General features: G+C 66.9%; 20 protein-coding genes. 11 read left to right on the forward strand and 9 right to left on the reverse strand.

Annotated elements, in window-relative coordinates:
* Positions 1–91 precede the first annotated feature (91 nt).
* From ACUDP5_RS13945 to ACUDP5_RS13955, 3 genes are all read right to left on the reverse strand, one after another.
* Positions 92–424 carry a hypothetical protein gene (locus ACUDP5_RS13945; protein ID WP_445659020.1) on the reverse strand — a complete coding sequence of 111 codons (333 nt, stop codon included), beginning with the start codon at positions 422–424 and terminating at the stop codon, positions 92–94.
* 49 nt (positions 425–473) lie between these two features.
* The gene (locus ACUDP5_RS13950; protein ID WP_445659021.1) at positions 474–905 is read right to left on the reverse strand and encodes a hypothetical protein; all 432 of its coding nucleotides are present in this window, start codon (positions 903–905) and stop codon (positions 474–476) included.
* A 74-nt stretch (positions 906–979) separates the two neighbouring features.
* Positions 980–1,837 (reverse strand): glycerophosphodiester phosphodiesterase family protein, encoded by an 858-nt coding sequence (locus ACUDP5_RS13955; protein WP_445659022.1) that lies wholly within the window; start codon positions 1,835–1,837, stop codon positions 980–982.
* A gap of 399 nt (positions 1,838–2,236) precedes the next feature.
* Between ACUDP5_RS13955 and ACUDP5_RS13960 the strand changes: the two genes are divergently transcribed.
* A complete protein-coding gene (locus ACUDP5_RS13960; RefSeq protein ID WP_445659023.1) occupies positions 2,237–2,494 on the forward strand; it encodes an EexN family lipoprotein in 258 nt (85 codons plus the stop codon).
* 77 nt (positions 2,495–2,571) lie between these two features.
* On the opposite strand, the gene ACUDP5_RS13965 is transcribed toward ACUDP5_RS13960, so the two are convergent.
* On the reverse strand, positions 2,572–3,501 hold the full coding sequence (locus ACUDP5_RS13965; protein WP_445659024.1) for a YncE family protein: 930 nt from the start codon (positions 3,499–3,501) through the stop codon (positions 2,572–2,574).
* Between the two features lie 128 nt (positions 3,502–3,629).
* Between ACUDP5_RS13965 and ACUDP5_RS13970 the strand changes: the two genes are divergently transcribed.
* The gene (locus ACUDP5_RS13970; RefSeq protein WP_263914532.1) at positions 3,630–4,262 is read left to right on the forward strand and encodes a LysE family translocator; all 633 of its coding nucleotides are present in this window, start codon (positions 3,630–3,632) and stop codon (positions 4,260–4,262) included.
* 12 nt (positions 4,263–4,274) lie between these two features.
* On the opposite strand, the gene ACUDP5_RS13975 is transcribed toward ACUDP5_RS13970, so the two are convergent.
* Positions 4,275–4,652, reverse strand: coding sequence for a DUF1294 domain-containing protein (locus ACUDP5_RS13975; protein WP_263914533.1), 378 nt, complete (start codon positions 4,650–4,652; stop codon positions 4,275–4,277).
* Positions 4,653–5,067: 415 nt separating this feature from the next.
* On the opposite strand from ACUDP5_RS13975, the gene ACUDP5_RS13980 reads away from it, so the two are divergent.
* Positions 5,068–5,697, forward strand: coding sequence for a class I SAM-dependent methyltransferase (locus ACUDP5_RS13980; RefSeq protein WP_445659025.1), 630 nt, complete (start codon positions 5,068–5,070; stop codon positions 5,695–5,697).
* Here ACUDP5_RS13980 and ACUDP5_RS13985 read toward each other — a convergent pair.
* The 4 genes from ACUDP5_RS13985 to ACUDP5_RS14000 form a co-directional block, all read right to left on the reverse strand.
* Complete coding sequence (locus ACUDP5_RS13985; RefSeq protein ID WP_445659026.1) at positions 5,656–7,935, reverse strand: FdhF/YdeP family oxidoreductase; 2,280 nt, start codon at positions 7,933–7,935, stop codon at positions 5,656–5,658. The genes ACUDP5_RS13980 and ACUDP5_RS13985 overlap by 42 nt on opposite strands.
* A 185-nt stretch (positions 7,936–8,120) precedes the next feature.
* A complete protein-coding gene (locus ACUDP5_RS13990; protein WP_263914536.1) occupies positions 8,121–9,053 on the reverse strand; it encodes a LysR family transcriptional regulator in 933 nt (310 codons plus the stop codon).
* Positions 9,054–9,059: 6 nt separating this feature from the next.
* Entirely contained in the window at positions 9,060–9,581 is a 522-nt protein-coding gene (locus ACUDP5_RS13995) for a hypothetical protein (RefSeq protein WP_445659027.1), read from the reverse strand.
* 81 nt (positions 9,582–9,662) lie between these two features.
* Positions 9,663–10,394 (reverse strand): GntR family transcriptional regulator, encoded by a 732-nt coding sequence (locus tag ACUDP5_RS14000; RefSeq protein WP_263914538.1) that lies wholly within the window; start codon positions 10,392–10,394, stop codon positions 9,663–9,665.
* A gap of 219 nt (positions 10,395–10,613) precedes the next feature.
* Between ACUDP5_RS14000 and ACUDP5_RS14005 the strand changes: the two genes are divergently transcribed.
* The 8 genes from ACUDP5_RS14005 to ACUDP5_RS14040 are packed head-to-tail and all read left to right on the forward strand — an operon-like array spanning position 10,614 to position 17,433.
* On the forward strand, positions 10,614–11,480 hold the full coding sequence (locus ACUDP5_RS14005; protein WP_263914539.1) for a fumarylacetoacetate hydrolase family protein: 867 nt from the start codon (positions 10,614–10,616) through the stop codon (positions 11,478–11,480).
* Positions 11,473–12,471 (forward strand): ornithine cyclodeaminase family protein, encoded by a 999-nt coding sequence (locus tag ACUDP5_RS14010; RefSeq protein WP_445659028.1) that lies wholly within the window; start codon positions 11,473–11,475, stop codon positions 12,469–12,471. The genes ACUDP5_RS14005 and ACUDP5_RS14010 overlap by 8 nt, the downstream gene beginning before the upstream one ends.
* A gap of 59 nt (positions 12,472–12,530) precedes the next feature.
* Positions 12,531–13,631, forward strand: a complete 1,101-nt coding sequence (locus ACUDP5_RS14015) for an AraC family ligand binding domain-containing protein (protein ID WP_263914541.1) — start codon at positions 12,531–12,533, stop codon at positions 13,629–13,631.
* 35 nt (positions 13,632–13,666) lie between these two features.
* The gene (locus ACUDP5_RS14020; protein WP_263914542.1) at positions 13,667–14,161 is read left to right on the forward strand and encodes an aromatic-ring-hydroxylating dioxygenase subunit beta; all 495 of its coding nucleotides are present in this window, start codon (positions 13,667–13,669) and stop codon (positions 14,159–14,161) included.
* Between the two features lie 23 nt (positions 14,162–14,184).
* Positions 14,185–15,453 (forward strand): aromatic ring-hydroxylating dioxygenase subunit alpha, encoded by a 1,269-nt coding sequence (locus tag ACUDP5_RS14025; RefSeq protein ID WP_445659029.1) that lies wholly within the window; start codon positions 14,185–14,187, stop codon positions 15,451–15,453.
* Positions 15,454–15,455: 2 nt separating this feature from the next.
* Positions 15,456–15,776 carry a non-heme iron oxygenase ferredoxin subunit gene (locus tag ACUDP5_RS14030; protein WP_445659030.1) on the forward strand — a complete coding sequence of 107 codons (321 nt, stop codon included), beginning with the start codon at positions 15,456–15,458 and terminating at the stop codon, positions 15,774–15,776.
* On the forward strand, positions 15,773–17,002 hold the full coding sequence (locus ACUDP5_RS14035; protein WP_445659031.1) for an NAD(P)/FAD-dependent oxidoreductase: 1,230 nt from the start codon (positions 15,773–15,775) through the stop codon (positions 17,000–17,002). Before ACUDP5_RS14030 ends, ACUDP5_RS14035 begins: the two co-directional genes overlap by 4 nt.
* 5 nt (positions 17,003–17,007) lie before the next feature.
* The gene (locus ACUDP5_RS14040) at positions 17,008–17,433 is read left to right on the forward strand and encodes a nuclear transport factor 2 family protein (RefSeq protein WP_445659032.1); all 426 of its coding nucleotides are present in this window, start codon (positions 17,008–17,010) and stop codon (positions 17,431–17,433) included.
* The last annotated feature ends 3 nt before the right edge of the window (positions 17,434–17,436 follow it).

The following is a 17,436-nucleotide window of genomic DNA, read 5'->3' on the forward strand; positions in this document are numbered from 1 at the left end:
CAGGATCTGGTCTGCCGCCAGGGGCGGTGCCGCCTGGGTTCTGCCACGGCCCGGCAGCGGCCGCTTTTCATGAGAATGGCCGCGCAGTGCGCTAGTCGCGCCAGGGCTGGTCCTTGCCATACACCGCTTTGAAATGCGCCAGCACGTCGGGCGATTGCACATCCTCCTCGGTCAGCGTGACGCCGGTTTCGGCTCGTACCTCATGAATCACGCTGACGATGCAGCCAGGGATCAGCTGTCCGTCGAGAGAGGGCGCTTTGTAGTAAAGCTCGGCAAAGCAATAGAGGGGATACCAGCGCGCCACCGCGGCCTTGTCAGCCGTCAGAAGCGGATGCCCATTGCTCATGGCCTTGAGCAGGCTGTAGCCACTGAGCAGCAGCACGGCCCCACCCATCAGACCCCATGTCCAGAGAAGCTTAGACACAACCTTGTTTCCCGAGTGATCTGCGTTGATAGAAGTGGGTGCCACCGTGCTAGTTGCGCCATGGATTGTTGTCGCCGTACACCTTTTTGAAATGTGCCAGCACTTCGGGAGACTGCACGTCCGCCTCGGTGAGCGTGACGCCCGTTTCGGCTTTGACTTCACGAATGACGCCGGCGACGCAGTTGGGGATCATGCTTCCATTGAAAGAGGGATCTTTGACGTACAACTCGGCAAAGCAGTGGCCGGGATACCAGCGCGACACTGCGGCCTTGTCCGCCGTCAGCAGCGGATTGCCGTTGCTCATGGCCTTGATCAGACTGTAGCCACTGAGCAGCAGCACGGCCGCACCCATCAATATCCATGTCCAGAGCGTCTTAGACACCTGCTTGTCTCCCGAAATCATCTGCGTTGAGTCGTTGAAGCGGCGCGCAAGCTCAACAAGCCGCTGGCCGCCAACCGCGTATCGACGATCGATACGCAACGCAAGATTCTAGGGGTGGCGACGTCGGCAAAACGTAGGAAATTTCAGATCATCGGGGCACGTACGCCAAGTCGCTACTTGGGCTGCCGGGCGAGCAGATTCGCCCGTATCGTCGCCATCGCGGCGGGCGAATCCGCCAGCACGGCATCCACCCCCAGGCGCGCCGCCGCCAGGTAATCGGCCGCGTCATTCACCGCGATCGCCACGATCTGCACTTGCGGCGAGCGCTGGCGAAAGCAGGTCACCGCCTCGGGTGACCACAGCGTTGCGTCGACCTCCGAACGGCCTTCACCCAGCGTGAACTTCTCGGTCACCGTCACCTTGCGGTGCAGCTCGAACGCCGTCCAGGTCGATGCCGCCGGCGGCTCGATGCAGCCGGCGCCCAGGCCCACTTGCAGCAGACGCAAACGCGTCGCGTCGCGCGATTCGAACAGGGGGGCCTGCGGATACGCCGCAAAACTCTGCTGGTACTCGGCTTCCGTCGAATAGATCACCACGCGCGGCCAGGCTTGTTCCTCGGTCAGCACGCGAGCCACGGCCTGCGTTTGCGGGGCGGCGGGCAGGGCCTTCATGTCCAGGATGACCGGCATCCCGGGCGGAATGGCGCGCAAGGCTTCGCGCAGGGTGGGAATGCCGACGGGATGGTTGCGGTAAGGGAAGTCGTTGCCCTTGGCCTTCCCGTTGGTGCCCGGTCGCTGGAACGCCCACCCGGCATTGACCCGCGCCAACTCGGCCGCCGTCAGGCTGGCGACCGGCCCGCGCGCGTCGGTCAACGCCGACAGGTCCGCCGGGCGGTACAGCACCGGGACCCCGTCGCGACTTAATTGCACCGTCAGCCACAAGGCGTCGGCACGGTGCTCGATGGCCAGCCGGATCGCTTCGAGCGTGTTTTCCGGCGCATCGGCCGTGCCGCCGCGGTGCGCGATGACCATCGGCAGGGAGGTAGCGGGTGGGGAAGGGGGAGGTGATACGCAGGCGGTCAGTAGTGCCGCGCAAAGGGCGAGCAGGCTCGCGCGGAGGAGGGCTGGGGGCACGGGGGACTCCGTAGGCAACGGGTTTTCCGACAGGCTTGGCGTGGGGATTCGCCTTCACCAAGGCAACGCGAAGGATTGTAGGCGCGGTGACGTAGCGGCGGCCGAGGGCCTTGCACAATCGGAAATTTCCGACGGCTTATGGGTCGCGATTCGTCTAGAGTTTTGGGTTGCCGTCAGGCTTTGCGCATTGAAAACGTAGTCTGGTTCGTTATTTTCGGTTATTTCAGTGCAAACACTGGGAGAGCGAGAATTAAAACCCGCGCCCCTGTTAATTTTTTTCCAATAGAAGATTCGCAAATGACAAAAATCTCTGCTCTCTTGTTTCTCGCTGCCGTCTTGCTTGTAGGTTGTGGTGATACAGACCCGGTGCAAACTGTCGATTGGTACAAGGAAAACACGCCTGATCGCTTGGCGATGCTGGAAAAGTGCAAAGCCAATCCCGGCGAACTGGCAGCCTCGGCCAATTGCATCAACGCTACAACGGCGGCTAACCATCTCGCCTTGGACAAGCGCGGCTATAAGCAACGTGCCCCAATGGATTTTTCAGGCAAATAACGTGTCGGACTACGTTTTCCTCGGGGCGCGGAGGAGAGCCTTGGGGCACTGGAACAAAGCAGACGTAGTCTGGTTCGTTATTCTCCACCGACGGGCCCGAACGCCAGCCGTTCAACCACCGCCCCGGTATGAAAGTCCACAATCTCCCCCCCATGCGTCAATAGCCGATCGCCAAACCAATCCGACGCCAGCCGGGCCGGCGGCCCGCGGTGGCGCAGGATGGCGTTGTCGACCGCGCCGGTGCGGGCGTCGATGACCAGGTCTTCGCCCCAGTTGCTGCGGGGCGTCTCTGACAGGGGCAGGCACAGGCAGGTGCCGTCTTCGTTGAAGAAGATGTTGCCGGCGCGGACGTCGCCGTACTCGCCGATATCGCGCGACCAGCGTACCGCGCCGTCGCGGTCGCAGCACAGCAGGCGGTTGTTGGCGGCCGTGGCGAACAATGCGGCGCCGTCTCGGGCGAAACGCACCCGCGCCACTTTTTCGCCCAACGGGAGCCTGACCTTTTGAATGTCGCCGCTGCGGCAGTCGACGGCCAGCACCGAGTCTTTCGCGCGTTCGTCCGGGGCCCACAGGCGGCCATCCAGGGGGTCGACGTCGCCGAAGCGGGCGTCGAGATCGCGCGCGATGGGGTCGCTGCTTTCCCCGGCGTCCAAGTCGATCACTACGGGGCGGCGCTTGCCATTGAAGGCGCTGACCAGGGCAAAACGGCCCGAGGGGTCGAATCGCGACCAGAACGACAGGAACTTGTCGGTCTGGTGTGCCACGGCGCCTTGGGTCACGAAGGTCAGGCGGGTGCGGCTGGCATTGCGCACGGTCACCCAGTCGGCCGAGGCCAGGGCCAGCCTGTTGCCGTCGCGGGACACATCATTGACGACATCCCCAGCCTGCGCGCCGGGCACGGCCGACAGCTGGCCGCTGGCGGGGTCGTATCTGACCAGCCCGGGCTGGGCCAGAAAGCGATCGGTCTGGTCGAAAAACACCGTATGGCGGCGCACATCTACGTACATCCAGGACTCCGGCAAAGGGGCAGGGCAGCACTATATAGGCTGCCGCGCCTGTCCGCTGGCGCCCGGGTATCATTGCGCGATGGTGCGGGCCCGTCGGTGGGATCGCCCGTTTTTGACCGGAGACTCCCATGTTCCCCCTTGAAGTCCTGTTGCCCTATCTGCTCGCCTGCTGGATCGTGGTGGTGTCGCCCGGCCCCGACAACATCCTGGCGCTCAGCCGCGGCCTGAGCCAGGGCAAGGTGGCGGCCGCGGTGTCGTCGCTGGGCGCGGCCGCGGGCATCATGGTGCATACGGTGGCGGCCACGTTTGGGCTGTCGTTGCTGATGCAGACGTCCGAAGCGCTGTTCTGGGGCATCAAGCTGGTGGGCGCGGCCTACCTGATCTACCTGGGCATCAAGGCCTTGCGCGCCAAGGACCTGATCACCTTGCGCAAGTCGCAGCACCTGCCGCTGCGCAAGGTGCTGAGCGTGGGTTTTCTGTCGAATGTGCTCAATCCCAAGCCGGGGTTGTTCGTGCTGGCATTCCTGCCGCAGTTCGTGGATGCCGGGCGGGGCTCGGTGCAGGCGCAGATGCTGGTCTACGGCGCCATCTTTGCGGTGCTGACGTTCGTGACGTTTACCCTGGTGGGCGCCTTTGCGGCCCGCTTGTCCGGGTGGCTGGTGTCGCGGCCGGCGGTGGCGGCGCGGTTGAACACGACGGCGGGGCTGACGCTGGTCGGGGCAGGGGTGCTGGTGCTGTCGTTGAAGTCGGGCAAGCAATGACGGCCGGGTCCGTTACCCCATCCACGGCGCCGTCAAGGGCTGCCACAGCGCGCGCCCCATCGGCGACCATGCCAACGCGAACGTGGCCAGGTTCAACACGACCGTGATCCAGTAGACGATCCGAAACGGCCGTTTCACCGATTTATGCCGCAGCCAGCGCTGGGCAAGCAGGGCGCCGGGCCAGCCGCCCGCCAGCGACAAGCCATGCAGGGTGCGTTCGGGAATTCGCCACAGGCCGGCGCGAGCCAGGGCCTTGTCGCGGGCGTAGATGCCGAAGGTGATGAGGCTCAGCACCATGTAGGCAACGCCCACCCACAGCGGCACGGCCCATGAATGGACAGCCAGGCCATAGGCAGCGGCGCAGGCCAACAGGAAGATCGGGCCTTTCATGGGCGGGGCGCCTTGTCACGGCGGCTCGTCGCGACCACGAGGGCGTGGGGGGGGCTGGATGGGTTCATTGCATGCGTTCCGTCGCTGCGTTGGAGGGGGGGACCGCTTGGCGCGCCCAGGGGGGCCGACGCAGGCCGGCCGCCTGCACCGCGCCTACCAGCACCGCGCCCGGCGCAAGTCACCGAGTGTAGAGAATTCTGAACAAGCGCATCACGGGGGCCGGCGCCGCGGGCGGCCTCGCCATGGGCGGCGGCGCCTGCCCGCCGGGCCTCGGGGGCTGGGCGCCGTCACCGATGGAGATATTTGCGACCGTGGCGTTAATGTTTTCTTAAATCGGCGGCCCGTAGACTCTGGGCAGACGCCGCCCGGCCGCCCCGTCGGGCGGTGGCGTTTGGCTACGACATGGAACCCTGCAATGACGACACACGCCCGGTATTCGGACTATCTGCACTTCTTCGCGGCCTGGCTGGGGAACCCGCTGAAGGTCGCGGCCATTGCGCCGTCGGGCGCGGCGCTGGCCGACCTGATCACCCGTGAAGTCCGGCCGCGCGGCGGGCCGGTGCTGGAGCTGGGTCCGGGCACCGGCGCGTTCACGCGGGCCTTGCTGCAGCGGGGCGTGGATGAGGCCAGCCTGGTGCTGGTCGAGCCGGACGCCCGCTTTGCCGATCTGCTGCAGCGGCGCTATCCGCGTGCCAGCATCCATCGGATCGATGCGGCGCACCTGGCGCGGGCGGGGCTGGCGGGCGGCGAGGCCGAAGCCGTGGTCAGCGGCTTGCCCTTGCTGGCGATGCCGCCGCGGCAGGTCATGGCCGTTCTGGCGGGTGCGTTCGGCCAGCTGGCGCCCCAGGGCTGTTTCTATCAGTTCACCTATGGCGTGCGCTGCCCGGTGCCGCGCGTGATCCTGGACCGGCTGGGCCTGAAGGCGACCCGCATGGGCCGCACGCTGTTCAATCTGCCGCCGGCGACGGTGTACCGGTTTTCACGCCGGCCGCCGGCGCGCGGCTCAGCCGTCCAACCCGGCCCGTCGTACCCGCACCGGCACTGACTTGTAGGACGGCGTGCCGCTGTCCTGGTCGATGTAGTCCAGCGGCACCAGGACGTTGGCTTCGGGGTAATAGGCCGCCACGGTGCCGCGCGCGATGCTGTATTCGATGGCGGTGAGGTTCCTGAGCGTCAGCTGGCGGCCCTCGGTGGCGGTGTCGATGTCGACCCGATCGCCATGTTCCAGGCCCAGTGCCGCCATGTCGTCGGGGTTCATGAACAGCACGTCGCGCCGGCCGAACACGCCGCGGTAGCGGTCGTCCAGGCCGTAGATGGTGGTGTTGTACTGGTCGTGGCTGCGGATCGTGACCAGGGTCAGGACATCGTCTTCCCACGCGGTGTTGCTTTCGCGGATGCCGGGAAAGACCGAGAACATGGCCTTGCCCGACGGCGTCGGCCAGCGCCGCTCGGTGGGCGGCAGCGGCATGCGAAAGCCGCCCGGCACGCGGATGCGGGCGTTGTAGTCGTCAAAGCCCGGGATGGTGCGTTCGATCAGCGCGCGGATGCGGTCGTAGTCGTCCACCAGGCCCAGCCAGTCGACCTTGCTGCCGGGCAGCACGGCGCGGGCCATGCCGGCGACGATGGCCGGTTCGGACCGCAGGTGCGCCGAGGCCGGCTTCAAGCCGCCGGCGGACGCGTGCACCATCGACATGGAGTCTTCCACGGTGATCGATTGCGGGCCGCTGGCCTGCACGTCCAGTTCGGTGCGGCCCAGCACGGGCAGGATGAAGGTTTCCTGGCCCACCAGCAGGTGCGACCGGTTCAGCTTGGTGCCCAGGTGCACGGAAAGGCGCAGCTGCTTCATGGCCGCGAAGCAGCGTTCGGGGTCGGGCATGGCCATGGCGAAGTTGCCGCCCAGGCAGATCAAGGCTTGGACCTGGCCGGCGATCATGGCCTGCATGGCCTGCACCGAATCGTGGCCGTGGGCGCGCGGCGGCGAGAAGCCGAACACGTCTTCCAGGTTGCGCAGAAAGCGCTCGGAGGGCTTTTCGGTGATGCCGACGGTGCGGTTGCCCTGCACGTTGGAATGGCCGCGCAGCGGGCAGATGCCGGCGCCGCGCTTGCCGATATTGCCGCGCAACAGCAGCAGGTCGGCGATCAGCCGCACGTTGGCGGTGCCCTTGTTGTGCTGGGTGATGCCCATGCCGTAGGTGACGATGGCGGCGGTGGATCGCGAATAGGCGTCGGCCACCTGTTCCAGGCTGGCGCGGGGCAGGCCGCTGTGTTTTTCGATGTCGTCCCACGAGGTCGCTTGCAGGTCGGCGACCAGCGCGTCCAGGCCCTGCGTGTGCTGGGCGATGAAGTCGTGGTCCAGCGCGTCGCCGCGCTCGGCGTCCAGCGCCAGCAGCGCCTTCATGATGCCCTTGAGCGCCGCGGCGTCGCCGCCGGCCTTGACCTGGTAGTAGGTCGAGGCGATGTTGGTGGACCCGTAGGTTGCCATCTCGACGATGCTCTGCGGGTCGGCGAAGCGTTCCAGGGCGCGTTCGCGCAAGGGGTTGAAGACGATGATCGGCACACCGCGGCGCGCGGCTTCGTGCAGGGTGCCCATCATGCGCGGGTGGTTGGTGCCCGGGTTGTGGCCGATCGAGATGATGAAATCGGTGTGGTCGAAGTCGTCCAGCGACACGGTGCCCTTGCCGATGCCGATGGACCGCGGCAGGCCGACGCTGGTGGCCTCGTGGCACATGTTCGAGCAATCGGGAAAGTTGTTGGTGCCGAATTCGCGGGCGAACAGCTGGAACAGGTAGGCCGCCTCGTTCGAGGCCCGGCCCGATGTGTAGAACTCGGCCTGGTCGGGCGTTTCCAGTTCGCGCATGACCTGGCCGATGCGGGTGAAGGCGTCTTCCCAGGACACCTCGCGGAAGGTGTCGCTGGCGGCGTCGTAGGCCATGGGGTGGGTCAGGCGGCCGAAGTTCTCCAGCTCGTGGTCCGACAGCGCCAAGAGCGACGTGACCGTGCGCTGGGCGAAGAATTCGGGCGTGACGCGCTTGCTGGTGGCTTCCCAGGTGACGGCCTTGGCGCCGTTCTCACAGAACTGGAAGGTGGATTTGTGCTCTTTGTCGGGCCAGGCGCAGCCGGGGCAGTCAAAGCCGGTGGGCTGGTTGGTGCGCAGCAGCAGCACGGGGGCCTGCACCACTTCCATCTGCTGGCGCACGGCCTGGGCGGTGGCCTTCAGCGCGCCCCAGCCGCCGGCCGGGCCGTTGTAGGGGCGGATGCCGGGGACTTCTCGTTGCTTGCTCATCGTGACTCTCCTGCGGGCGACGGGCCGCGGCCCGTGACGGCAAGACGGTGCCGTCCACGCCCAAGGTCGATAGCCTGCCTTGCGGCGGTGCAGCAGGCCAATCGTTTGACTGAATTTCGTGATAACCAGCGGTTATCACGGGGGGGTAACGCAGTGAATTGTGCGGGTTGAGCCGGTATCGCGATTCAGCGGCTATCGCGATTTGCGGCGGCGTCCCGGTTCAGCGGCTCGTTCAGCGCGGCTTCCAGGTCCATCCCCGTGGCGATCTGCCAGGCCGCCTCGGACAAGGCCGGTTGCGGCTCGCGTCGCAAGCGGATCAGGCAGACGTCCTGGGTGATTTCCGGGGTGATGGGATGCACCCGCAGGTCGGCGCCTTCATGGCGGGTGGGCAGGGCGCTCAGCGGCAGGATGCTGAAGGCGCGGCCGCTCTGGCATTCGGCCAGCAGCATGCGCATGTCGTTGGTTTCCAGCACCACGTCGGGCTGGGCGCCCGCCGATTTGAATTGTTCGTCCAGCGTCTGGCGGTTCTGCATGTCGCGGCTGAGCAGGCACAGCGGCAGCTCGGCCACTTCGGCCCAGCCCATCTGGCGCGGCAGCGAGGCCTGGGCGTCGGCCACCAGCACATAGCGTTCGGAGAACAGCGGCAGCACGTCGTAGTCGGCGCCGGCCACGGACCGGTCATACAGGATGCCCAGCTGAATGTCCTGCGATTTCAGGCGCTTGAGGATTTCGGGGGTGCTCAGCGCGGCCACTTCCATCGAGAGCTGCGGCAGGATCTCGCGATACTGCGCGCTGAGCAACGAGGCCGCATGGCCGGCGGTGGGAATGACGCCGAGGGCCAGGTGGCCCTTGGGCACGCTGCGGATCAACCCGGCTTCCTGGCGCAGGCCTTCCAGCGACGTCAGCATCTGCCGCACCCACTGGATCACGCGTTCGCCTTCGGGGGTGATGCCCTGGAAGCTGCGATTGCGCCGCACGATGGTGATGCCCAGTTCCCGTTCCAGCTCGCGGATGCCGTTGGACAGGGCCGGTTGCGATACGTGGCAGGCTTCGGCCGCGCGGCCGAAATGCCGGTGCTTGTCCAGGGCGATCAGGTAGTTGAGCTGGCGGATGAACATGGCGGCCTACTTGTCGCGGTCTGAACTCAGGTTGTCCAGCAGGTCGTCCAGTGAGTTGAATTCGACGGTTTCCACGCCATCGCGCTCGTCGATTGAAATATCGTCCAGCGCCAGGTCTTCGTCCAACTGCGCACGCACCCAGTAATCGGGAAACTGCTGCGGCGCCACGAATGACAGTAGCACCGCATCGGCAAAAACGGCCACCGACTGCAGGCGCAGGTCGTCGCGCAGGTCCGTGGGCTCTTGGACCTCGTCGTCTCCCACCGCGTCTTCGACCTCCCGCGCAATGTCGTCGATCAGCTGCGTCCAGTGATCCGCCGGCATCGCCAGCAAGCGCCGCGTGTTGGCGATGAGGGCGTCGACATCCGTCTGCGGGTTGTCGGCCAGTTCCGGGTCAACGTTGACATGGATGTCAGCCCCTGCCGCCTCAAACCGCACGCGGCCGAACACAAAGCCGTCGTCGGCCTGCACGTCCTGGAGAAGCTGGCTCGCCGCGAGGGCGTCACGAAGATCGGCAAGCTGTGTCATGGGGCCATCCTTGCGTTGAAGAAAGTGGCCATCATAAGCGGCGGCTTGCGAGGCCACCAGGCGTGCCCACGTATCGCTTCCCTACGCCGCGTTGTCCGCCAGCAAGGGCCGCGCCGCTGACGCGCCGCGCAGCGACTGCAGCAGCACGCGCTTGTTCTCGCGGCTGCGGTAGGCGTGTTCGCGCATCAGGTTTTCGGCGCGCACGGCTTCGCGCCGGGTGATGGCGCGCAGCAGGTCTTCGTGGTCCGCCTGCGCTCGCAGCACAAAGGGCGTTTCCAGCAGGGAAGGGGTGGACGGCAGCGTCAACGCGGCCGGGCCGGCCAGCGGGGTCTTGTTGTTGTGTTCCAGCGCGGACAGCAGGGCGCGGTTGCCGGCGGCCTCGCACAGGATTTCGTGAAAGCGCCGGTTGATCTGGCCCCAGGCGCGCGCGTCGACGGTGGTGTTGGGGTCGCGCCGGGCGGGCGCCAGCAGCGTGCGGCCTTCTTCGACGGCTTCGGACAACTGGGCCAGCACCGTCTCGGACGCGCCGCGTTCGGCCAGCAGCCGGGCCGCCATGCCTTCCAGCACGCCCCGCACATCCACGGCGTCGCCGATTTCTTCGACCGTGAACGCCCGCACCCGGAAGCCCCGGGACGGCAGCCGTTCCAGCAGGCCTTCCTTTTCCAATTCCGTCAGCGCGATGCGCAGCGGCGTGCGCGACACGCCCAGGCGGGCGGAAAACTGCAATTCGACCACGCGTTCTCCGGGCTGCAAGGCACCCGAAAGCACCATGTCCCGAAGTTCGGAAATCACTTTGTCGATCTGTGCGGCCATAGCGGAGCGTCGGCTGAAGGTTGTCTGAAAGGGGGGCTCCAGTGTACCCAGAAAATTGCATGCAATCGCGCAGGAAATCTGTATTTCTGTCTTGCGATTAATCAAAATTGCATGCAATAATCCGGAAAAACAGCGTTCAAGACGCAAATAATTGCCTGAATGCATGCAAAGAAAACTCAATTGCATGCCGTCGGGCAGTGCAAAAGCCCAGGAGACAAGATGAAGCTGATCAGCTTCCTGCACGCAGGCCGCCCAGGCTGGGGCGTGTTGCGCGGTACCGAGGTGGTGGTGCTGACCCCCGTATGGCCCGATGTCATCGCCGCGCTGGCGGCCGGCCCCGACCAGATCGCGCAGGCCGCCCAGGCGCCGGGCCTGTCCTGTATTGCGTTGGCGCACCTGCAATGGCTGCCGCCCGTGCCCGCGCCCCGCAAGATTCTGTGCGTGGGGCTGAACTACGGCCGCCATGTGCGCGAGGCCGGACGCGAACTGCCCGCGCACCCGTCGCTGTTTCCGCGCTTCGCGGACAGCGTGGTCGGCCACGGAGAAGCCGTGTGGAAGCCGCGCGCGTCCGACAAGTTCGACTACGAAGGCGAACTGGTGGTGGTGATTGGCCGGGGCGGGCGCCATATCGCCGCGGCGGATGCACTGTCGCACGTGGCCGGCTACACCTGCATGGCCGAGAACTCGGTACGCGATTTCCAGAAGCACAACGCCCAGGTAACGCCGGGCAAGAACTTCGAGCGCAGCGGGGCGATCGGCCCCTGGCTGGTGACCGCCGACGAGATCGGCGACCCCGCGCGCCTGCAGGTCATCTCGCGGCTGAATGGCGAAGTCATGCAGCACGGCGACGTGTCGGACCTGATTTTTCCCATTCCCGAGCTGATCGCCTACATCAGCGCCTTCACCCCGCTATCGACGGGCGACCTCATCGCCACGGGCACGCCGGAAGGCGTGGGCGCCAGCCGCCAGCCGCCGCGCTTTCTGGCGGCCGGCGATCGGCTGGAAGTGGAGATTCCCGGGATCGGCACCTTGAGCAACCTCGTGGCGGACGAACCCGCCGCGCAACCAGGAGACGCGCATGGCTGATGCGCTGCGGTACCTGACGGAGCGCGATGTCGTGTCCGTCCTGGATATTCCCCGGGCCATCGACGCCTTGCACGACATGCTGATCGCGCAGGGCAGGGAACAGGCGCGCAATCTGCCCAAGACGCTGGCCACCTGGGGCGACGGCAGCTCAATGCATGCATTGGGCTCGGTGCAGACGGGCGAAGGCGGCTACGCCGGTTTCAAGACCTGGGTGCACACGAAGGCAGGCGGCGGATCGCTCTTCAGCCTGTTCGACGCCGGCTCGGGCGCGCTGCGCGCCATCATCGAGGCACGCGCCCTGGGCATGCTGCGCACGGCGGCGATCAGCGGCGTGGCCACCCGGGCGCTGGCGCCGGCGGATGCCACCCGCGCCGCGCTGATCGGCACCGGTCCGCAGGCCGTCACCCAGCTGGCCGCGCTGGCGGCGGTGCGACCGCTGCGCCAGGTCCGCGTCTACAGCCCCACGCCCGAGAAGCGGCGCGCCTTCGTGGCCAGCGTGGCGGGCAAGTATGCATTCGACATCCAGGCGGTGGACACGCTGGAAGCCGCCTTGGCGGGCGCCGAGATCGTCACGCTGATCACGCGCGCCGTCGAACCCTTCGTGGACGCCGCCTTGCTGGCCGATTGCCGGCACCTGAATGCCGTGGGTGCGATTCTGCCCGCCAAGGCCGAGTTCGCGCAGGACGTCTTTGCGCGGGCGGACTGCGTGGTCGTGGACGACCTGGAAAACGCCCGCCGCGGGTCGCGTGAACTGCGCGAACGGTTTGGCGCCGACGGCAGCCCCTGGCAGGGCGTGCAGGCGCTGGGCGATTGGCTGGCGGCCGGACAGGCACGGCCGGACGGCACCCACCTGACGATCTTCAAGGGCATGGGCATGGGGCTGTCCGACCTGGCGATGGCCCGGGTGGTCTACGAGCATGCGCGCGAGCACGACCTGGGCCTGGCCCTGCCGCCCCAGACGCGCGAGAACCTGCTGCTGGCGCAGCCCTGATCCGGATTCCATCAACCAAGACAGCCGGCGCGACAGCCCGGCGGCTAGAGGAGACAAGCATGTTCATCGACGTCAGCGGGGCGGCGCCCCGCGAACAGAACAGGTGGCCATCGATCGTGATTCCCAAAGAGGACATCGATCTGGAAATCGCCCGCCTGATCGACGCGCCCCGGCCGGACAACGGCCGCCGCGCCTCGCTCATCACCCATCCCGAGGCGACCGTGCCGGGCCTGGGTCTTGCCCCCGGCACGGACGTCACCATCAACGTGGTGAACCCGGGCGAACGCAGCTTCAACCTGCGCAAGAACTCCAACATGCTGGAGATCTGTATCAGCGGAGAAGGCGTGGCCACGGTGGCGGGCCGCGACATCCGCGTGGGCCATTGGGACGTCTGGAATACGCCCGCCATGCAGGTGCATTCGTATCGCAACGAGGGCAAGACGCCCTGGGTGCGGCTGTCTTATTCCAACGCGCCTCTCTTGGAAAAGCTGGAAATCCATTACGTCGAAGAGTTCGACGGCGCCGTGCCGCCGGCCGACGCCAATACCCGGCCCGCGCCGCCCCGGGCGCCGGACGCCGCCCGGTCGCGCGACCTGGCGCTGCGCGAACAGATCACGCCCGAGGGCGCGTGGCTGCTGGGCTATGAATGGCTGATCGATATCGACGTGCTGGACTCGAAGGCGCTGCACTGGCCCTGGCAGGCAGTGTCGCGCCACCTGCCCACGGTCGAGGACATGGCGCGGGGCTACAACGGCCGACGCCTGTTCGTGCTGTACAACCCGGCGACGGAACGCCGCATTGGCACCACGCACAGTTTTTTCGCGACCATCTCGTCGTCGCCGCCCGACAACCACCATGTGCCGCATCGCCATAGTTCGTCGGCCATCAACTATTACCTGCGCGGCAATGGCTACAGCAAGGTCAACGGCGTGCGGCTGGACTGGAAGGCGGGCGACCTGATCCTGTCGGCCCCCGGCTGGGCCATGCACTCGCACCACTCGGGCACCGAGACCACGTCGGCCCTGACCGTGCAGGACCACCCGCTGCAGATCGCGATGGAATCGCTGATCTGGCAAGAGCGCATGCAGGAACCCATCCTGGCGCTGGGCAGCCAGAGCGGCTTTGAAAGCAATCTGGCCCAGCTGGCCGTGGCCTCTTGAACCCTTGTTTCGCCCCCCCGACATCCGGATCCACCATGACCTTGACCGAACCCTTGTCCGATGCGCCGTCGTTGCGCGCGCGCCTGCGGGATTTCTACGATGACTACGCGTTCTGCCTGGACGAAGACCGGCTGGAACAATGGCCGGACTTCTTCACCGAAGACTGCCATTACCGCGTGCTGTCCCGCGAAAACCACGACGCCGGCCTGCCGCTGGGCCTGATCTACTGCATGAATCGCAACATGGTGCGCGACCGCGTGACGGCGCTGCGCGAAACCACCATGTTCGAGCCGCGCTCGCTGCGCCATTTCATCAGCGGCGTGCGCGTCATGGAAATCCAGGGCGACCACGTCGTATCGCAAGCCAATTTCGCCGTGATGGAGTCGCTGTCCGATCGCGAGCCGACCCTGAACATGGTCGGCCGCTACCTGGACGTGCTGCGCGTCACGCCGGGTGGCATCACGATCAGCCGGCGCGATTGCGTGTACGACAACTACCGCGTGCGCACCTCGCTCATCGTTCCCATCTGAACCCGCCGCAAGGAAAACCTGCCATGACCTGTTCCGACTCCGCCGTGCTGGACACGCCTGCCGCGGCCCCCATCCATCTTGAACGTCGCTGGCCCAAAGAGGGCTACACCCGCATTCCCAACTGGGTCTATACCGATCCGGCCATCTTCCAGAAGGAAATGGACGTGTTCTTCGCCGGCCAGACCTGGAACTACGTCGGCCTGGAATGCGAAGTGCCCGAGGTCGGCTGCTACAAGCGCAACTGGATCGGCAACCGTCCGGTGATCATGGTGCGCACCGAAACGGGCGAGGTCGGCGTGCTGGAAAACCGCTGCGCGCACCGGGGCGCCCAGATCTGCTGGCACAACACCGGCAAGGTGAGCGACTTCACCTGCCCTTACCACCAGTGGAACTACGACCTGAATGGCAACCTGCAAGGGGTGCCGTTTCGCCGCGGCGCCATGGGCAAGGGCGGCATGCCCAAGGACTTCGACCCCAAGCAGAACGGCATCCGCAAGCTGCGCAGCGTGAACCGCGGCGGCTCGATCTGGGCCACGTTTTCCGAGGATGCCCCCAGCTTCGAAGACTATTGCGGCCCGGAAGTGCTGGCCGAGATCGACCACATGCTGCCGGGCAAGCCGCTCAAGCTGCTGGGCTACAGCCGCCAGCTGATCCCCAGCAACTGGAAGATGTACCTGGAGAACCTGAAGGACCCGTATCACGCGACCTTGCTGCACACCTTCTACATCACGTTCGGCCTGTGGCGCGCCGATTCCAGGTCGGAATGCATTCCCACCGGCGGCGGGGCGCACAGCGTCATGGTGTCGCACAACGAGGGCAAGAAAAAGACCGAAGCCACCACCGAGATGAGCCGCTTTCGCGACGACCTGGAGCTGCTGGACCTGGAAACCGTGACGCCGCGCGCCGAGTTCAACCGCGGCCGGGTGGGCGGCGCCTGGGTGTTCCCGGCGGCCCAGTTCGGCATCCAGGCGAACTCGCTGAAAACCCGTCACGTCATTCCCCGCAGCCCCACCGAGCACGAACTGGTGTTCACCTATTACGGCTACGAGGACGACGACGAGGAAATGACCCGCTTGCGGCTCAAGCATGCCAACCTGCTGGGGCCGGCCGGTTTCGTGTCGATGGACGACAGCGAGATGCTGAACCAGGTGCAGATCGGGGTGACGGGCTACCCCGAGGCGCGCGGCATGGTCGAGATGGGCGGCCGCGATACCGAGCCGGCCGACTACATGGTGACCGAGGTGCTGATCCGGTCGTTCTACGACTACTACCGCAAGGCAATGGGGCTGTGACCATGGATATCTGGAAACCTGTCGCCCGGCTGGCGGAGATCTCGCCGGACACGGGCACCCTGCGCGTCGTGCACGAGGGCGAGGCGGTCTGCCTGTACGACCTGCAAGGTGAAATCTGCGCCACCCAGGACCGCTGTCCGCACGGCAATGCCAGCCTGGCGGACGGCTACCTGGAAGACGGCAGGATCGAATGCCCGTTGCACCAGGGGGTGTTCGACGTCCGCTCGGGCAAGCCGCAGTGCCCGCCGGTCACGACCGACCTGCGCCGGTACGAGGTGCGCATCGAGGCCGATACGGTCTACCTGAAGGCGCAAGCAACGTGAGCGCGGACGCCATCGTCATCGTCGGCGCCGGCCAGGCGGGCGGCTGGGCCGCGACCACGCTGCGCGGCCGCGGCTTTGGCGGCCGGGTGGTGCTGCTGGGCGACGAGCCGCATGCCCCCTACGAGCGGCCGCCGCTCAGCAAGGCCGTGCTGGGCGGACAGGCGCCCGCCGAGAGCACCGAACTGTTTTCGGCGCAGCGCCTGGCGGAACTGGACATCGCGTTCCACCCCGGTATTGCCGCCACGCGGCTGCGGCTGGCGGACAGGCAGGTGGAGACGTCAGACGGCGCGTCGATCAGCTATGCCAAGCTGATCCTGTGCATGGGCGGCCGACCCGTGGTGCCGCCGCTGCCCGGCGTGGACAGCCCGGGCGTGCACGTGCTGCGCACCCGCGACGATGCGTTGCGGCTGCGGGCGCGGCTGGGACCGGACCGGCATGTCGTCATCGTGGGCGGCGGATGGATCGGGCTGGAAGTGGCCGCCACGGCGCGCCAGGCCGGCAGCAGGGTCACCGTGCTGGAACAGGCGCTGCGCCTGTGCGCCCGCAGCGTGCAGCCCGGCGTGTCCGCCCACCTGGCCGCCTTGCATGGGGCGCATGGCGTCGACCTGCGGCTGGGCGCCAGCCTGTTGGCCATCCATGCGTTGCCTGACGGCCGGCCGGTCGCCGAGCTGGCCAACGGCACCCGGCTGACGGCTGATGCCGTGGTGCTGGGGGTCGGGCTGGCCGCCAACGATGCGCTGGCGCGCGAAGCCGGCATTGCCTGCGACCGCGGCGTGCGGGTCGATGCGCATTGCCGTACGTCGGCGCCGGACGTCTATGCGGCCGGCGACGTCGCCGTGTCGACGCATCCCGCCACGGGTGACGCCATGCGCCTGGAATCGTGGCAGAACGCCCAGGACCAGGGCATGGCGGCAGCCTTGGCGGCGCTGGGCGAGTCCGCCCCGTATGCGCCGACCGGCGCGGTCTGGTCGGAGCAGTACGGCGCCATGGTGCAGATCGTGGGGTTTCCGGCGCTGGCGCAATGCGAAGTGCTGCGTCCGCAAGCCGATCGCCGGATGCTGCTGTCGGTATCGCTGGATGCCGGCGGCCGCGCCGTGGCCGGCGTGGCGGTGGATGCCCCGCGGGAATTGCGCCAGCTGCGCAAATGGATCGCGCAGGGCGCAGTCCTGGACCCGGCGTTGGTACAGCGGCCAGACGTGCCGTTGGCCAGCGCCCAGATCGGATGACGAGAATGATGGATCACACCTCCCAGCAAGCGCACGCGGTCAAGGCCGCCTGCGAAGCCGTCGTGCTCACGTTTTTTCACGCGCTGGACACCCGCCGCCATGACGCCGCCGCCGCCTTGATGGCCGCTGACGGGGTGTGGCTGCGGCAAGGCCAGCGGCTATGCGGGCCCCAGGAAGTGCTGGATGCGCTCAATGCCCGGGCGCCGGACCGCAGCACCTGCCACGTCATCACCAACCTGCGCCTGCTGGCGCAGGGCGAGGGCGGCGCCACCGTGGGCTATTTCCTGATCGCCTACGACAGCATGCCGCAAGCGCAGGGCGGAGCGCCACGCCTGGCGGCCATCCGCGAATGCCGCGATGTGCTGGTGGCCACGCCCGACGGCTGGCGCCTGGCCGACAAGCGCAGCCGGCGGCATCTGCCGCCTGAATAAGCG

The organism is Achromobacter sp. NCFB-sbj8-Ac1-l (assembly GCF_052695805.1).

What these genes read in the sequence shown, in the direction of transcription:
- ACUDP5_RS13955 (WP_445659022.1), bottom strand. Translation starts at nt 1,837, where the DNA reads ATGGTCATCGCGCACCGCGGCGGCACGGCCGATGCGCCGGAAAACACG.
- ACUDP5_RS13960 (WP_445659023.1), top strand. Translation starts at nt 2,237, where the DNA reads ATGACAAAAATCTCTGCTCTCTTGTTTCTCGCTGCCGTCTTGCTTGTA.
- ACUDP5_RS13965 (WP_445659024.1), bottom strand. Translation starts at nt 3,501, where the DNA reads ATGTACGTAGATGTGCGCCGCCATACGGTGTTTTTCGACCAGACCGAT.
- ACUDP5_RS13970 (WP_263914532.1), top strand. Translation starts at nt 3,630, where the DNA reads ATGTTCCCCCTTGAAGTCCTGTTGCCCTATCTGCTCGCCTGCTGGATC.
- ACUDP5_RS13975 (WP_263914533.1), bottom strand. Translation starts at nt 4,652, where the DNA reads ATGAAAGGCCCGATCTTCCTGTTGGCCTGCGCCGCTGCCTATGGCCTG.
- ACUDP5_RS13980 (WP_445659025.1), top strand. Translation starts at nt 5,068, where the DNA reads ATGACGACACACGCCCGGTATTCGGACTATCTGCACTTCTTCGCGGCC.
- ACUDP5_RS13985 (WP_445659026.1), bottom strand. Translation starts at nt 7,935, where the DNA reads ATGAGCAAGCAACGAGAAGTCCCCGGCATCCGCCCCTACAACGGCCCG.
- ACUDP5_RS13990 (WP_263914536.1), bottom strand. Translation starts at nt 9,053, where the DNA reads ATGTTCATCCGCCAGCTCAACTACCTGATCGCCCTGGACAAGCACCGG.
- ACUDP5_RS13995 (WP_445659027.1), bottom strand. Translation starts at nt 9,581, where the DNA reads ATGACACAGCTTGCCGATCTTCGTGACGCCCTCGCGGCGAGCCAGCTT.
- ACUDP5_RS14000 (WP_263914538.1), bottom strand. Translation starts at nt 10,394, where the DNA reads ATGGCCGCACAGATCGACAAAGTGATTTCCGAACTTCGGGACATGGTG.
- ACUDP5_RS14005 (WP_263914539.1), top strand. Translation starts at nt 10,614, where the DNA reads ATGAAGCTGATCAGCTTCCTGCACGCAGGCCGCCCAGGCTGGGGCGTG.
- ACUDP5_RS14010 (WP_445659028.1), top strand. Translation starts at nt 11,473, where the DNA reads ATGGCTGATGCGCTGCGGTACCTGACGGAGCGCGATGTCGTGTCCGTC.
- ACUDP5_RS14015 (WP_263914541.1), top strand. Translation starts at nt 12,531, where the DNA reads ATGTTCATCGACGTCAGCGGGGCGGCGCCCCGCGAACAGAACAGGTGG.
- ACUDP5_RS14020 (WP_263914542.1), top strand. Translation starts at nt 13,667, where the DNA reads ATGACCTTGACCGAACCCTTGTCCGATGCGCCGTCGTTGCGCGCGCGC.
- ACUDP5_RS14025 (WP_445659029.1), top strand. Translation starts at nt 14,185, where the DNA reads ATGACCTGTTCCGACTCCGCCGTGCTGGACACGCCTGCCGCGGCCCCC.
- ACUDP5_RS14030 (WP_445659030.1), top strand. Translation starts at nt 15,456, where the DNA reads ATGGATATCTGGAAACCTGTCGCCCGGCTGGCGGAGATCTCGCCGGAC.
- ACUDP5_RS14040 (WP_445659032.1), top strand. Translation starts at nt 17,008, where the DNA reads ATGATGGATCACACCTCCCAGCAAGCGCACGCGGTCAAGGCCGCCTGC.